Raw genomic sequence first — 14566 nt, 5'->3', positions numbered from 1 at the left:
TAGTTTCCTCACTTTACAACCTTCTCGATAAAATTCCGAATAGAAGACAAGCCATCTGGCGTTCCGATACTTTCTGGATGGTACTGGAAGCCATAAATTGGAAGATTTTTGTGTTGAATTCCCATGATAGCCTGATCGTCAGTCGAACGAGCTGTCACTTCAAAGTCTTCTGGCATTTCTTCAATCAAAATACTGTGGTAACGCATGACTGGACGACCATCCTCAATACCTTGATACAAAACAGATGGCGCTTCAAAGCTGATGTTGCTCTGTTTCCCATGCATGACTTTTGGAGCCAAACCTAGCTTACCTCCAAAGACTTCTGCAATGGCTTGGTGGCCCAAACAAATCCCTAGAATTGGCTTCTTGCCGGCAAATTCACGAATCATGTCTTCCATCTTTCCAGCATCAACCGGCCAACCAGGACCGGGAGAAAAAACCAGACCATCTGCTTTTTCAGCTTCTTCATACAGCTTGGGATCGTCATTTCTCAAGACCTGCACTTCTGCAAAATTCCCAATGTATTGCGCTAAGTTATAGGTAAAAGAATCATAGTTGTCAATCAATAAAATCATGGTCTTAGTTCTCCAATTCTAGTCATAGATTTTGCCTTGTTAATGGTTTCTTGGTATTCGTTTTGGGCGATGGAGTCGTAGACAATCCCTGCCCCAGCCTGCACATAAGCTCTTTGATTTTTGAGAATCATAGTTCGGATGGCAATGGCGAAATCCATATCACCCGTCGCAGACAAGTAGCCGATTGCTCCTGCGTATACGCCACGTTTTTCTGTTTCCAGTTCATAGATGCGTCTCATGGCCCGAATCTTTGGTGCTCCTGAAACTGTTCCAGCTGGAAGTGTAGATTTCAAAGCATCCATGGCAGTTAATTCTGGAAGCAAACGTCCCTTGACCACGCTGGTCAAATGCATGACATAGCGGAAGAGCTCCACTTCCATATACTTGGTGACTTGAACACTAGCAGTTTCAGAGATGCGACCAATATCGTTACGCCCCAAGTCTACCAACATCCGATGTTCTGCTGTTTCCTTCTCATCAGAAAGCAGGTCAGTCGCCAAGGCTTTGTCCTCTTCATCCGTAGCCCCTCTTGGTCGCGTACCTGCAATCGGATTGGTTGTCACGATGCCATTTTTGACAGAAACCAAACTTTCAGGACTGGCACCGATGATTTGATAATCCCCAAAATCATAGAAATAGAGGTAATTAGATGGATTGGTCACGCGAAGATTTCTGTAAAAGTCAAATGGATTTCCAGTAACTTCTGCTGAAAAGCGCTGACTGAGCACGCATTGGAACATATCACCATTACGAATCAAATCACGAGCGGTTTCGACCATTTGCTCAAACTTCTGAGGAGCAATATGCGGTTTGAAATCCAGTGGAGATAAATCCAAGTCTTCAAATTCATTTGGAGCAGGGATGCGTAATTCCTCAAGCACTTGGTTCAAGGCTTCTTCCAAGGCTTCTTGGCTACGATCACTATAGAGGACATCCTCGATAACATGGATTTTTTCCTTCTTGTGGTCAAAGACCATATAGCTCTCATAGACAAAGAAATGCATGTCTGGCGTCCCAATGGTATCTTCAGGGATTTGGCCGATCTCTTCATAAAGAGAAATCATATCGTAACCTACAAAGCCAATGGCCCCCCCACCAAAAGGTAGGTCTGAATGGTGCTGGCTCTTATGAGTCACTTCATAAAGGAAATCCAAGGGATCCCGATCAATCACTTTACCATTTTGATAAAGGACTCCATTTTCAAACTTAATCTCAAAAACTGGATTATAGGCTAGGATAGAAAAACGAGCGGTTTCCTTGTCTCTCGGAATACTTTCTAAGATAACCTTGTGTTGTCCTTTTAAGCGCATATAAGCCAAGATTGGTGATAAGACATCTCCATGAATGATTCGTTCCATTGTAATTTCCCTTTCAGTTCTACTTCTAGTCCGTGGCGACTGTATGAAAAATCCCCACGCAAAATAACTTGCGTGAGGACGAAATTCGCGGTGCCACCTCAATTATAGGATTTCTCCTATCTCTCATTCCTGTCTCAGAACCTTCCTGTAACAGGCTGTGCGATAAAGGGCACTCCCTTGAGAATTATGTTTTCTTCTCTCGTTTCAGATGGACCCAACCTTACAACTTTCTCTGCTTGTTTCCAGCAACCACAAGCTCTCTGTGAGAGAAAGGACTGTAATTTTTCCATCTTTTTAATTAAAAACTTAGATGATAATCTCATCTTTCCTTTGTTTCAGTGTATGATTTTTTCATACAGCCGATGCGATAATATAAAAAAGCCCACACACAGATTGGATTCTGTGTGAGGGCGTTGGTAACGCGGTGCCACCTCAATTATAAAGGGACTATCCCCTTTACATCTCTACCTTGTCTAACAACAAGTTGCACTATAAGGTGTGCGCACCGAATTTTCATTGTTTCAAATTCATTTTTAAAATCAGCCCAATTTCACTACTTCCAACCACCTGTTCACAATCACCACAGGCTCCCTGAAGATCAAACATAGTTACTTTTCTGATTTGTTGAACTTATTTTAATACTTTGTTTTTTCTTTGTCAAGACTTTTTTACGATTTTTTTGATAAAGTTAGTACTTTTTCAGAAACTGTTTTGAAAGTCTCAATGATATAGTCCACTTCTTCATCGCTTAGTTTAGTGTGAAGAGGGAGCGTAATTTCATTTTCAAAGAAGGCATAGGCCTTAGGATAGTTCGCCATATCAAAGCCAAGATTCTTATAAGCTGTCAGGAGAGGAAGCGGTTTGTAGTGGACGTTACTTGCAATTCCTGCTTTAGCCAATTCTTGGATGATGAGGTTGCGTTCTTCTAGACTTGCTCCTTCTACATGGGTGATGTAAAGATGGCGTGAAGATTCGACAGTATCGGTCTTGTGTGCCAATGGACGAATGCGAGAACCTGCAAAACCTCGATCATAGCGGTCCACAATGTCCTTACGACGTTGTAGCAAATCAGGGTAACGGTCTAATTGTACCAAACCAAGCGAAGCCATGATATCCGTCATGTTGCACTTGTAGGCAGGTGTTACGATATCGTATTCCCATGAACCCAATTGCATCTTAGCAAGAGCATCCTTAGTTTGACCATGAAGGGAAAGGATTTGGAATTCCTTGTACATCTCTTCGTCATCAATCGCTGGATTGGCCTTCCAAGTCGCACTTCCTCCCTCAGCCGTTGTAAAGTTTTTAACGGCATGGAATGAGAAGGAAGTAAAGTCAGCGATAGAGCCAGCAGGGTGTCCTTTATAAGTTGATCCCAAAGCATGGGCACTATCAGAGACAATCACAATACGGTTAAAGGCCTTTTGCCACTTGCTTGATGCAGTAAAGAGGTCACGTTTTTTCTCCACGACTTGGAACAAACGGTCATAGTCGCAAACAATCCCTGCAAGCTCTACTGGAATGATCACCTTAGTCTTTTCAGTGATGGCTTGCTCAAGAAGGTCATAGTCCATCTCAAAAGTATCTTCTTGGATATCCACCATGACTGGTGTTGCTCCTACGTGTGTGATAACACTACATGAAGCTGTATAGGTCATAGCTGGAACGATGACTTCATCACCTGGTCCCACTTCCAAAACACGCAAAATCAACTCAAGAGCGGCTGTTGCAGAGTTGAGACAGACAGTCTTAGGTGTCTGTGTGTATTGGGACAAGCGGCGCTCCAATTCTTTTGTCTTAGGACCTGTTGTGATCCAACCAGAACGTAGGGTATCCGCTACTTCAGCAATTTCAGCTTCGGTAATATCGGGTGGTGAAAATGGAATATTGTAATTTGGCATTGATTTGCTCCTTTTATCTGTACTCATTTTCTCATGACTGCTTTATTTTAGCACTTCAAACACGGTCTGAAACATGATTTTGATGTCTCCAAGGAAACTAAATTCTCGGAGATAGGCGAGATTATAGCGCATCTTTTCAGGAAGGACATGTTCGATATAGGCCTGGTCAACCGACAGACCTTTCTCCGTCATTTGACTGATGATGGTGTCCTCATCCTTGTAGTTGATACTAGCTGGAGAGGTGATTCCTGCTGGCAAGAGCAAGGTCGCCATCATTTCAGGGCTATACTGCTCCGTGTAACGTGGCACCTCAGGTCGTGTCCCAACAAAGGACATCTCGCCTTTAAGGACATTGACCAGCTGAGGCAGTTCGTCCAAGCGCACACGGCGGATGAAATTTCCCACTTTGGTAATACGGCTATCGTTAGCAGAAGTCACCAGACTACCTTTTTTATCCGCATCCGTTACCATAGTACGGAACTTCCAAATCTTGAACGGACGGTTGTACTGGGTCACGCGCTCTTGCTTGTAAATGACAGGCCCCTTGCTATCCAACTTGATCCAAATGCTCAAGATAAGAAAGACTGGGGAAGTCAAAATCAGCAAGACCAAGGCCAGAACCCAGTCCAAACAACGCTTGAAAATCAGCGACCCCTTCCTTTTAGAGACAAGCTGGTAGTAAGACTCAACCTCGCTTGATCGCATTTCCACGGGCAAGTCTTCCCATTTCAGCATACTGTTTCTCCTTTGTTTTTATTATACTATTTGTCAACATTTTTCATTATACCACAAAATGGAAAAGGCGGTGCAAGAAATCTGTGATTTGAAGAATTTCCTTCTGGTGCTCAATGAAAATCAAAGAGCAAGCTAGGAAACTAGTCGCAGGCTGTTCAAAGTACTGCTTTGAGGTTGCAGATAAATCCGACATGGTTTGAAGAGATTTCCAAAGAGTATTAGGACATAGCCCCTGCCTGCAAGCTATACATCTTATGATAGGTTCCTCCCAAGGCCAAGAGTTCCTCATGGGTTCCCCTCTCGATGATGCGCCCCTTGTCCAAGACATAAATGCAGTTGGCGTCCTGGATGGTCGAAAGGCGATGAGCAATAGCAATGGTCGTCCTCCCCTGTCTCATCTTGGCTAGGGAATCTTGAACCAAACTTTCTGTTTCAGAGTCAATATTGGCTGTCGCTTCATCCAAAATCAGGATTTTAGGCTGACTGGCGACTGTTCTAGCAAAGGCAAGAAGCTGGCGCTGGCCAGTAGAAAAGCTCGAACCACGCTCGGAAACAGGGGCATCATATCCCAGAGGAAGGTCCTGAATAAAGGAATCCGCATCCACAAAGGCAGCCGCAGCCTGAACCTCTTCATCACTAAGATCTTGGTACATGGCGATATTGGACTTGATGGTTCCATGATAGAGGAAGGGATCCTGTAAGACAAGACCGATGTTCTTTCTCAGCTCTTCCTGACTGTAGTCTCTAATATCCACACCATCCAAGAGAATACGGCCTGACTGAAATTCATAAAAACGCATGAGGACATTGATAATGGAAGATTTCCCCGAACCTGTATGCCCTACAAATGCAATGGTTTCACCCTTCTTAACTGAAAAGGAAATGTCATCCAGTATCGGATGTTTACCGTCATATGAGAAACAGACATGTTCAAAACGGATATTGCCTTCTTGAACTTTGGCTTGCCCATCTTCTTGAAGAGGCTCATAGGTTGTCTCATCAATCAAGGCAAAGACACGACCTGCAGACACCATGGACGTTTGAAGGGTTGAAAAGTTTTGCGTTACCTCAATCAAGGGATCAAAGAGACGATTGATATACTGGATAAAGGCATACATGGTTCCGGCTGTTATCCCGATAGAAAGACCACGGTAGCCAAAGTAGGCCATCAAAACTGCGTAGCCTAGGAGTTTCAGCAAACTCATGGCAGGTCTCAAAAAGAGGGCATCCAAGGCTACAGAACGGTTGGCATAGACCAAGTGTTCTTGGTTGATTTCATCAAATTCTGTCTGCAGGCGCTTCTCTTGATTAAAGGCCTGAATAATCCTGATTCCTTCGATATTTTCTGCCAGCTTACTATTGATATCCGACAAGAGACTTCTGGTTTTCTCGATAATCTTGACTGACTTTTTCCGATAGAGATTGACCAAAAGGAAAATCAAGGGAAGAAAGAGCAAGACTAAAGCTGTCAAACGAAAATCCAGAACCAACATGGTATACAGGGTTGTCAGAAAGATGAAAACTGCTGAGATAAAGCTGGATAAAATCCCCGAAAACATATCACTGATGGTCTCGGTATCATTGGTCAAACGAGAGACGATGGAACCTGCTGGCGTCTTGTCAAAATAAGACATGCCGAGTTTCTCCATATTGGCAAAGGCATCCCGACGAATATCTCTGACAATACTGTAGGACACCCGCGCAAAGAGAAGATTTCCGACATACTGAACTAGAGTTTGCAGGATATAGAGGCCATAGTAGGCAAGCAAAACGGTCATAGCAAGATGGTTTAGGTTGCTGAGGTACTGGTCGATAAAGTGGGAAGCCACAAGGGGAATGACACTTTTAATGACCGTAGTCGCAAGGAGAAAACTGAGTGCCAAAAAGGTCAGGAGGCCATAGGGCTTGAGATAAGACATCAAGCGCTTCAATACAGTCCATTGTTCTTGCTTATTCTGCATCTTCTTCTCCTTTCATTTCCAACTGTTGAGACTGGTATGTTTGGGCATACCAGCCATCTAGGGCTAGCAGGTCTTCGTGTGTCCCCCGTTCGATGATTTGGCCATTTTGCAGAACCAAAATCATATCTGCATGGACAACTGCACTGAGGCGATGGGCTGTGATAATGGTTGTCTTATCCTTACGAGTTTCCTTGAGATTGTCGATAATCGCATACTCCGTCTTGGCATCCACTGCTGACAAGGAATCATCTAGAATCAAAATATCAGGGTCTAAAATCATAGCCCGACTCATAGCCAGACGTTGCTTTTGCCCACCTGAAAGACTGACTCCCTTTTCACCGATCAACGTATCAAATCCCTGAGGCATGTCCACAATATCTTGGTAAACTTGAGCCAGCTTGGTCGCTTCCTCAACTGCTGAAAGGGGCAAATTAGGATTTCCAAAGCGGATATTGTCTAAGATCGAAGTCGCAAAGAGGAACTGGTCCTGAGGAACATAGCCCATGAGGCTGCGAAGGTCTGTCAGACGATAGTCCCGAATATCATGACCGTTTAGGTAAATAGCTCCCTTATCCACATCGTATTCACGCAAGAGGAGCTTAATCAAGGATGTTTTCCCAGAACCTGTCTGTCCGACCAAGCCCAGGGTTTGCCCTTTTTCCAAACTAAAGTGAATATCCGTCAGTGTTTCCTCATTTTCAAAGGCAAAGCTGTCAATGGCATACTCCAAACGTCCATTTTCAATACCGTCCAGAGGAAATTCAGGATCTTGTACAGGTGATTCCTGAGACAAAAGATTTTCAATTCGTTGATAAGAAACCTTCCCTCGCTGAGTGATATTAAAGAGGAAGCCGATGGCCATAAGTGGCCAAACCAGCATATCCAAGTAGCTGATAAAAGTGATCAGATTCCCAACTGTAATCTGTCCCTCCTGCACCATCAAAGAACCGACCAAAAGGGTTAAAACATAGGATGAACCAACAAACAAGAGAACCATAGGGTCAAAGAGACTATCGTATTTCATGGTTTGCAGATTCTTTTGGAAGGTCAATTCATTTACTGCCTGAAAGGACTTCAACTCATCCGCCTGATAACCGAAAGACTTGGTCACCTTGATACCTGATACAGACTCCTGCACCTTGTTATTGAGTTCGGAAAAGGCAGCTTGTGACTCGCCAAAGGCCTTGTGGGTCTTTCTCCCTAGACGACTGGTCGCATAGGCCATAAAAGGCAAGGGAAGAATGGCAACCAAGGTCATTTGCCACGAAATACTAAAGAGCATGGTCAGCAAAGTCACCAGAGCCGTGATAGAGGCATCCACCGCAGACATAACACCGCCCCCTGCTAATCGAGTTAAAGCATTGATATCATTGGTGGCGTGTGCCATCAAGTCCCCCGTCCGATAGGTCTGATAAAAGGCTGGCGACATCTTAGTAAAATGCTCAAACAAGCGAGACCGCATAATCTGCCCCAGACGATAGGAAGTTCCTAGGATATACATGCGCCAAACATAGCGCAGATAGTACATCCCAAAGGCCGCAAGTAGCAAATAAAATAGATTAAGAAGGAGTTCCTGCTGGGTTAATTGCCCCGATGTAATGGCATCAATGACCCGTCCCATGACCATGGGGGGAATGAGATTGAGGACGGAAACCAAGACCAAGGCCACAATCCCGACTAAATAACGGCGCTTTTCTAACTTGAAAAACCACCAGAGTTTTTGAATAATGGACATAAAATCCCTTTCTGATTGCAAATGGAAACCTGAGGCCAATACTCAATGAAAATCATCAGCAAACTAGGAAACTAGCCGCAGGCTGCTCAAAGCACTGCTTTGAGGTTGTAGATAGAACTGACGAAGTCAGTAACCTACATACAGCAAGGCGACGTTGACGCAGTTTGAAGAGATTTTCGAAGAGTACAAGACCCCAGGTTTTTCTTATTCATAGGTTACGACTGTGACAGCACCCTTGTCATACTCAGCGATAAAGATATTAGCGACATTGTCATGCCCTTGTTTGCTGAGGTTGTCAAGAAGCCACTCCTCCGTACGACCGATAGATTCTAGCACATCTAGCTGAATGACACCATCTGTCACGACAGGATACTTGGGATTTTCATCGCCCATTTGCACTACGATGAGCTGACCGTTTTGCTCCTGCACAGCTCGTTTGACTTGCTTCATCTGGAAAATTCCTTGCCCTCGCAGTTTAAGGGCGACGTCTGCTGCGGACAAACCAACCGAGCGACAGGCTTCGGGGTCGATTTTCCCATTTCTAATCAGGAGAGTTGGTTTACCGTCGATGAGGTGTTTGACAAAACGAACGTTATTGTTAAGCCATTTGAGGGTCAAGACCAATATAGTCCACATAATCAGGATAACTGCGTACTGAAGAATACTGATAGAGCTATTGTAAATCACCCCACCGATAATTCCCCCAAGAACATAGTTCTGAATTTGATCTGTTGCTGAATTGGGCGCTAGATTTCCCTTACCTGTCACATTGATGACGAATACCAGAGAAAAGAGACCCAAGGCCAGTTTGATTAAAATTTCAAGGTAATTAAGTGTCATTTCTTCACCTCCACCAATTCGATGTCATCTGTCTTATAAAGTTCCATTTTTTCTAACAGGTATTTGTCTGGCTCACTTCCACTCATGGCTCGATAGTAACTATTTCCTACCTTAAGAATGGCTCCATCCGTTGCTGCCGAGGTGTTTACATAAACTTTGGACTTGTCTACCCCCAAATCTCCAGAAACCACTTCGATAAAATGAAGGGATGTTTGAAACTGATTATTAGAGGCTTGATTGGACTGAAAATTTGAGATACTTACCAGTAGTAAGGTCAATAAGGTCAAGACAGAAATCATGACCAGCTCCCGAAACTTGGTTCCTCGATTGTCGCGATAAGCCTTGAAGGCAAAAAAACCGGTCACTCCCAGCAAGACAATCCCTAACCCAATCATGACATTATTTTGCTGATTGATTTGGCTGAGCACATAGTCATAAGAGTAGAATTTCATCTATTTTCACTCCTTTTCATAAAATCTTTTTTATTATAAACAAAAGAGAGGGATTTTTCAAACCATACGTTGGGGAAATGCGCCTTTTTTTGGTATAATATAGTCTGTAATCTGAATGAAAAAGGTAACTTTATGAAACTCATCTCATGGAATATTGATTCCCTCAATGCAGCCCTAACGAGTGACTCAGCTCGTGCAAAATTGTCCCAAGAAGTCCTACAAACCTTGGTAGCCGAAAATGCTGATATTATCGCTATCCAGGAAACCAAGCTTTCTGCCAAGGGTCCTACAAAGAAACACTTGGAAATTTTGGCTGAACTCTTCCCAGACTATGAAAACACTTGGCGCTCTTCCCAAGAGCCTGCCCGAAAAGGCTATGCTGGAACCATGTTTCTTTATAAGAAGGAACTCACACCAACGATCAGCTTCCCAGAAATCGGTTCCCCTTCTACCATGGACTTAGAAGGCCGTATCATCACCTTAGAATTTGATACATTTTTCGTGACCCAAGTATACACTCCAAATGCTGGAGACGGTCTCAAACGCTTGGAAGAACGCCAAGTCTGGGATGTCAAATATGCTGAGTATTTGGCTCAACTAGACAAAGAAAAACCAGTCCTTGCGACTGGTGACTACAATGTGGCACACAATGAAATCGACCTTGCAAATCCTGCCAGCAACCGCCGTTCACCTGGATTTACCGACGAGGAACGTGCTGGATTTACCAACCTTTTGGCAACTGGATTTACTGACACCTTCCGCCATATTCACGGCGATGTCCCAGAGCGTTATACTTGGTGGGCACAACGCAGTAAGACTTCTAAAATCAACAATACAGGCTGGAGAATCGACTACTGGCTAACTAGCAACCGCGTGGCTGACAAGGTGACCAAGTCTGACATGATTGACTCGGGAGCACGGCAAGACCATACGCCCATTGTCATGGAGATTGAGCTCTAAGGAGAAAGCTAATGGACTATCAAGCTGTCATTCCTGAATTTGTAGTATCTGACCTCGAAAAGTCACGCCACTTCTACTGCGACTTGCTGGGATTTTCTGTCGAATACGAGCGTCCAGAGGAGAAATTTCTCTTCCTCTCGCTTGAAGACTGCCAACTTATGCTAGAAGAAGGCAGCACAGAAGAATTAGCCCAACTAACCTATCCTTTCGGGCGCGGTGTCAATATTTCCTTTGGCATTGAAGATGTCCCTCAGCTCCACCAAAAACTGCTGGAAGCTGACTATCCTATCCATCGTCCGCTGACCAAAAGAGAATTTCGAGTGGGAGATAGCTTTATTTATCCTCACGAATTTGCAGTCTTGGATCCAGATGGTTATTTTCTAAGATTTAGCGAATAGAAGAATAAAAGGCTACAATACTATCTAGCGTTGTAGTCTTTTTCGTTCGTTTTTACGATCTATTTCCTAACAAAATATTTGATTTATAAAGTTAATTAGTGTAAAATAAAAACATTGGCGTCAGCCTATTTAAAATTGAATATCATTTTACTTGTTTATGTCGTGAATTGGCACGACGTTTCTACAAGGTGCCGGAACACCTAACAATGAGTATGTCAGCTGAAGGTATGGTGTTGGACATGCCTATTTTGGGGACTTACTTAGGGGATTAAGTAGGTCCTTTTTGAATATTTTTGTTAAAGCACGCCTTTAAGTGTAAACTAAATATTTTTAATATTTCCCTTAATTAGTGCGGACGGGAGCAACTTCCTTCGGAATTTCATCCCTAATTTTTGAGCCAAAAGTCTCAAAAATCCCGTCATAGACAATAACAAGATTATTGTCTATGATACCACTACGGCGGGAAATATTTGATAAAACTCGCTTCGCTCGTACTAGTTTTATCAAATATATAGTACTAGCAAACTGGTTCACTATAGAAACATTTAACCAACAAGTAAACTGGCTTTTAGACTTTAGGAGGTCTTATGAAATTATTAGAAGAACGTATCCTCGAGGATGGGCATATCTTGGGGGACAACATCCTCAAGGTGGATTCCTTTTTAACCCACCAAGTTGACTTTAGCTTGATGCGAGAGATTGGTAAGGTATTCGCGGAAAAATTCGCTTCTGCTGGCATTACCAAGGTCGTGACTATAGAAGCTTCAGGCATTGCCCCAGCCATTTTTACAGCTGAAACCTTAAACGTTCCCATGATTTTCGCCAAGAAAGCTAAAAACATCACCATGAATGAAGGAATCTTGACTGCAGAAGTCTACTCCTTTACCAAACAGGTGACCAGCACCGTTTCCATCGCTGGAAAATTCCTATCACCAGAGGACAAGGTCTTGATTGTAGATGATTTCCTTGCTAATGGCCAAGCTGCCAAAGGCTTGATCCAAATCATCGAACAAGCTGGAGCAAAAGTCGAAGCGATTGGTATCGTGATTGAAAAATCTTTCCAGGATGGTCGTAATTTGCTTGAAAAAGCAGGGTATCCAGTCCTATCACTGGCTCGCTTGGATCGTTTCGAAAATGGTCAGGTCGTATTTAAGGAGGCAGATCTCTAATGCAAAAACAAGAAAAACATTCACAAGCAGCCGTTCTTGGCTTGCAGCACTTATTAGCCATGTACTCAGGTTCTATCCTGGTTCCTATCATGATTGCGACAGCCCTTGGCTATTCAGCTGAGCAGTTGACCTACCTGATCTCCACAGATATCTTCATGTGTGGGGTGGCCACCTTCCTCCAACTCCAACTCAACAAATACTTTGGGATTGGACTACCAGTTGTTCTCGGAGTTGCCTTCCAGTCGGTTGCTCCCTTAATTATGATTGGACAAAGTCACGGTAGCGGAGCTATGTTTGGTGCCCTTATCGTTTCAGGGATTTATGTGGTTCTAATTTCAGGCATTTTCTCAAAAGTTGCCAATCTCTTCCCATCTATCGTAACAGGCTCTGTCATTACCACAATTGGATTGACCTTAATTCCTGTCGCTATCGGAAACATGGGAAATAATGTCCCAGAGCCAACTGGTCAAAGTCTCTTGCTTGCAGCCATAACTGTTCTAATTATCCTCTTGATTAACATCTTTACCAAAGGATTTATCAAATCTATCTCCATTTTGATTGGTCTGGTTGTTGGAACCGCCATTGCTGCTACCATGGGCTTGGTTGACTTCTCTCCTGTGGCTGCAGCACCGCTTGTCCATGTTCCAACTCCCCTCTACTTTGGTGTACCAACTTTTGAAATCTCCTCTATTGTCATGATGTGTATCATTGCAACGGTGTCTATGGTTGAATCCACTGGTGTTTACCTGGCCTTGTCTGATATTACCAATGACCCAATCGACAGCACGCGCCTGCGCAACGGTTATCGTGCAGAAGGTCTAGCTGTACTTCTCGGAGGAATCTTTAACACCTTCCCTTATACAGGATTTTCACAAAACGTTGGTTTGGTTAAATTGTCAGGTATCAAGACCCGTCTGCCAATCTACTACGCAGCTGGTTTCCTAGTCCTCCTTGGACTCCTTCCTAAGTTTGGTGCCCTCGCCCAAATCATTCCGAGCCCTGTTCTCGGTGGTGCCATGCTGGTGATGTTTGGTTTTGTTTCTCTTCAAGGGATGCAGATCGTCGCCCGAGTTGACTTTGCTAACAATGAACACAACTTCCTTATCGCAGCTGTCTCAATCGCTGCAGGTGTCGGACTCAACAATAGCAATCTCTTTGTCAGCATGCCGACAGCCTTCCAAATGTTCTTCTCAAATGGAATCGTCGTAGCCAGCCTACTCGCCATTGTACTCAATGCAGTATTAAACCGGAAAAAGAAATAAGAAAAAGAGGTGCGAGCCTCTTTTTTGTGTGACAAAATAAAAATATCTACTCATATATACTAGTGTCATAGTCCTGAAAATCATCTGCATCAAGAACAATTTCACCATTCTTATACTTTTCTCTTACAATACGTTCCGCTTCATACTCGTCTTCAGCTTCTATACTCACTAAACGGGTTAGAGTTTCAGTAATTTCTATGGTATACTTTTTCATCTTAAGTTTCTCTCCAATTAACTCACTTATTAGCAATAATCTATGCCCAATAAAGAAAGTTGTTCCTCATTACCAAACTCCATATTTTCAGATAACCACCTCACACAATCAGGGTCTGATAAAGTATAAACCATTACACATAAGTTTTCATAATTACTCTCTGTTTCATAATCAGGCCAGATGACTTTTAAGAAATCATACACCTCTTCTGGTGCAATAAGTTGTTTCATTTTCATAATTTCCGATACTTTCCTCTACCTTTAAATTCTATTATTTCTTTGTATCTTAATATTTGAAGCTGTTGCCGAATTTTTTCTTTGATATGATTGTTCTTAACAAAGATATTTTTTAGGTCACTTTCAAAACGATACATATCTTCAAGGGTAAATTCTGAACCCTCTATCTTATCTATACAATTTAGAATTTCTATTGTCCAACCTCTTGCTGAAAAAGAATTTTTCCTTAAAAATAAACTTTGCTTAAATTCTTTTGTAACTTTTTCTGGATCCCTAACTTGCCCATTTTGCACAAGAAATATTCTTCCTTTAGAAGGTACTTGCGATAAATCTATGTTACAACCAATCCAACCTGCTCGTCTGGTAGTTGGTGCAAGTGGCTTCCTTTGAATAATTGATTTCGGTGTAACAAATTGCTTTGGAAGGACCAGAAAATTATTTACCTCAAATTTTTTTGTGTAAGTCAAAAAAAAGAAATTAGGATTATTATCTGCCTGAACACGCTCCATCATCGTTGCATAAGCACCATCATTGATTGTTGATGAAAAATTTCCTTTTTTGCTCTTTAGTTCAAACTCCTCACTACAATGATTACAGTAAAAATCTGCTACAGGACGATTATTTTCAAAATGATTTAAGGGATTGTTCCCACAATTAGGGCAATAAGACTGACGATAAACCCAATCTTCCGTTAAGATACGTGCCTTTTGGCTATTACTTTTATAGGTTTCTACTAATTCTAAATTAAAGTGTAATTCCATTTAAAAATTCCT

13 protein-coding genes, 1 pseudogene, 1 riboswitch and 2 other annotated features are annotated in these 14566 nt (G+C 42.8%); of the genes and pseudogenes, 4 read left to right on the top strand and 10 right to left on the bottom strand.

The window, feature by feature from the left end; all coding sequences use genetic code 11:
- Window positions 1-8 precede the first annotated feature (8 nt).
- From SORDD15_RS00270 to SORDD15_RS00230, 8 genes are all read right to left on the bottom strand, one after another.
- Window positions 9-575, bottom strand: coding sequence for an aminodeoxychorismate/anthranilate synthase component II (locus SORDD15_RS00270; protein WP_061413353.1), 567 nt, complete (start codon window positions 573-575; stop codon window positions 9-11).
- Entirely contained in the window at window positions 572-1933 is a 1362-nt protein-coding gene (trpE, locus tag SORDD15_RS00265; protein ID WP_061413351.1) for an anthranilate synthase component I, read from the bottom strand. Before trpE ends, SORDD15_RS00270 begins: the two co-directional genes overlap by 4 nt.
- Before the next feature lie 71 nt (window positions 1934-2004).
- Window positions 2005-2237 (bottom strand) — a binding site (T-box leader).
- A gap of 99 nt (window positions 2238-2336) precedes the next feature.
- Window positions 2337-2567, bottom strand: a binding site (T-box leader).
- A 34-nt stretch (window positions 2568-2601) separates the two neighbouring features.
- On the bottom strand, window positions 2602-3831 hold the full coding sequence (locus tag SORDD15_RS00255; RefSeq protein WP_061413349.1) for a DegT/DnrJ/EryC1/StrS family aminotransferase: 1230 nt from the start codon (window positions 3829-3831) through the stop codon (window positions 2602-2604).
- Window positions 3832-3873: 42 nt separating this feature from the next.
- Window positions 3874-4566 carry a sugar transferase gene (locus SORDD15_RS00250; RefSeq protein WP_061413348.1) on the bottom strand — a complete coding sequence of 231 codons (693 nt, stop codon included), beginning with the start codon at window positions 4564-4566 and terminating at the stop codon, window positions 3874-3876.
- Window positions 4567-4784: 218 nt separating this feature from the next.
- The gene (locus SORDD15_RS00245) at window positions 4785-6527 is read right to left on the bottom strand and encodes an ABC transporter ATP-binding protein (protein WP_061413346.1); all 1743 of its coding nucleotides are present in this window, start codon (window positions 6525-6527) and stop codon (window positions 4785-4787) included.
- Window positions 6517-8262, bottom strand: coding sequence for an ABC transporter ATP-binding protein (locus SORDD15_RS00240; RefSeq protein WP_061413344.1), 1746 nt, complete (start codon window positions 8260-8262; stop codon window positions 6517-6519). The genes SORDD15_RS00245 and SORDD15_RS00240 overlap by 11 nt, the downstream gene beginning before the upstream one ends.
- Before the next feature lie 204 nt (window positions 8263-8466).
- Window positions 8467-9102, bottom strand: coding sequence for a DUF421 domain-containing protein (locus SORDD15_RS00235; RefSeq protein ID WP_061413342.1), 636 nt, complete (start codon window positions 9100-9102; stop codon window positions 8467-8469).
- Window positions 9099-9554: a DUF3290 family protein gene (locus SORDD15_RS00230; protein WP_061413339.1), complete on the bottom strand. Its 456-nt coding sequence runs from the start codon at window positions 9552-9554 to the stop codon at window positions 9099-9101. The genes SORDD15_RS00235 and SORDD15_RS00230 overlap by 4 nt, the downstream gene beginning before the upstream one ends.
- A 132-nt stretch (window positions 9555-9686) precedes the next feature.
- On the opposite strand from SORDD15_RS00230, the gene SORDD15_RS00225 reads away from it, so the two are divergent.
- The 4 genes from SORDD15_RS00225 to SORDD15_RS00210 all read left to right on the top strand — a co-directional run bounded on the left by SORDD15_RS00225 (window position 9687) and on the right by SORDD15_RS00210 (window position 13343).
- Window positions 9687-10514, top strand: coding sequence for an exodeoxyribonuclease III (locus SORDD15_RS00225; RefSeq protein WP_061413337.1), 828 nt, complete (start codon window positions 9687-9689; stop codon window positions 10512-10514).
- A gap of 11 nt (window positions 10515-10525) precedes the next feature.
- On the top strand, window positions 10526-10912 hold the full coding sequence (locus SORDD15_RS00220) for a bleomycin resistance protein (protein WP_000386233.1): 387 nt from the start codon (window positions 10526-10528) through the stop codon (window positions 10910-10912).
- A gap of 131 nt (window positions 10913-11043) precedes the next feature.
- Window positions 11044-11139, top strand: a riboswitch (purine riboswitch).
- Between the two features lie 360 nt (window positions 11140-11499).
- Window positions 11500-12081 (top strand): xanthine phosphoribosyltransferase, encoded by a 582-nt coding sequence (locus SORDD15_RS00215; protein WP_061413335.1) that lies wholly within the window; start codon window positions 11500-11502, stop codon window positions 12079-12081.
- Window positions 12081-13343 carry a nucleobase:cation symporter-2 family protein gene (locus SORDD15_RS00210; protein ID WP_061413333.1) on the top strand — a complete coding sequence of 421 codons (1263 nt, stop codon included), beginning with the start codon at window positions 12081-12083 and terminating at the stop codon, window positions 13341-13343. Before SORDD15_RS00215 ends, SORDD15_RS00210 begins: the two co-directional genes overlap by 1 nt.
- Before the next feature lie 46 nt (window positions 13344-13389).
- Here the strand turns inward: SORDD15_RS00210 and SORDD15_RS10375 are convergent.
- Both SORDD15_RS10375 and SORDD15_RS00200 read right to left on the bottom strand, forming a co-directional pair.
- Window positions 13390-13793: pseudogene (locus SORDD15_RS10375) on the bottom strand (DpnD/PcfM family protein).
- On the bottom strand, window positions 13790-14554 hold the full coding sequence (locus SORDD15_RS00200; RefSeq protein WP_061413331.1) for a DpnI domain-containing protein: 765 nt from the start codon (window positions 14552-14554) through the stop codon (window positions 13790-13792). The pseudogene SORDD15_RS10375 and the gene SORDD15_RS00200 overlap by 4 nt, the downstream one beginning before the upstream one ends.
- Between the last annotated feature and the right edge of the window lie 12 nt (window positions 14555-14566).

The sequence above is a fragment of the Streptococcus oralis genome, from assembly GCF_001578935.1.
GTDB lineage: Bacteria > Bacillota > Bacilli > Lactobacillales > Streptococcaceae > Streptococcus > Streptococcus oralis_R.
The sequence above is the reverse complement of the archived record's forward strand: the minus strand, read 5'-3'. Positions and strand labels throughout refer to the sequence as shown.

Excerpts from the sequence above, each read along its gene's own strand:
- SORDD15_RS00245 (WP_061413346.1), bottom strand. The coding sequence starts at position 6,527 with ATGCAGAATAAGCAAGAACAATGGACTGTATTGAAGCGCTTGATGTCT.
- SORDD15_RS00240 (WP_061413344.1), bottom strand. The coding sequence starts at position 8,262 with ATGTCCATTATTCAAAAACTCTGGTGGTTTTTCAAGTTAGAAAAGCGC.
- trpE (WP_061413351.1), bottom strand. The coding sequence starts at position 1,933 with ATGGAACGAATCATTCATGGAGATGTCTTATCACCAATCTTGGCTTAT.
- SORDD15_RS00250 (WP_061413348.1), bottom strand. The coding sequence starts at position 4,566 with ATGCTGAAATGGGAAGACTTGCCCGTGGAAATGCGATCAAGCGAGGTT.
- SORDD15_RS00210 (WP_061413333.1), top strand. The coding sequence starts at position 12,081 with ATGCAAAAACAAGAAAAACATTCACAAGCAGCCGTTCTTGGCTTGCAG.
- SORDD15_RS00255 (WP_061413349.1), bottom strand. The coding sequence starts at position 3,831 with ATGCCAAATTACAATATTCCATTTTCACCACCCGATATTACCGAAGCT.
- SORDD15_RS00200 (WP_061413331.1), bottom strand. The coding sequence starts at position 14,554 with ATGGAATTACACTTTAATTTAGAATTAGTAGAAACCTATAAAAGTAAT.
- SORDD15_RS00230 (WP_061413339.1), bottom strand. The coding sequence starts at position 9,554 with ATGAAATTCTACTCTTATGACTATGTGCTCAGCCAAATCAATCAGCAA.
- SORDD15_RS00235 (WP_061413342.1), bottom strand. The coding sequence starts at position 9,102 with ATGACACTTAATTACCTTGAAATTTTAATCAAACTGGCCTTGGGTCTC.
- SORDD15_RS00220 (WP_000386233.1), top strand. The coding sequence starts at position 10,526 with ATGGACTATCAAGCTGTCATTCCTGAATTTGTAGTATCTGACCTCGAA.
- SORDD15_RS00215 (WP_061413335.1), top strand. The coding sequence starts at position 11,500 with ATGAAATTATTAGAAGAACGTATCCTCGAGGATGGGCATATCTTGGGG.
- SORDD15_RS00225 (WP_061413337.1), top strand. The coding sequence starts at position 9,687 with ATGAAACTCATCTCATGGAATATTGATTCCCTCAATGCAGCCCTAACG.
- SORDD15_RS00270 (WP_061413353.1), bottom strand. The coding sequence starts at position 575 with ATGATTTTATTGATTGACAACTATGATTCTTTTACCTATAACTTAGCG.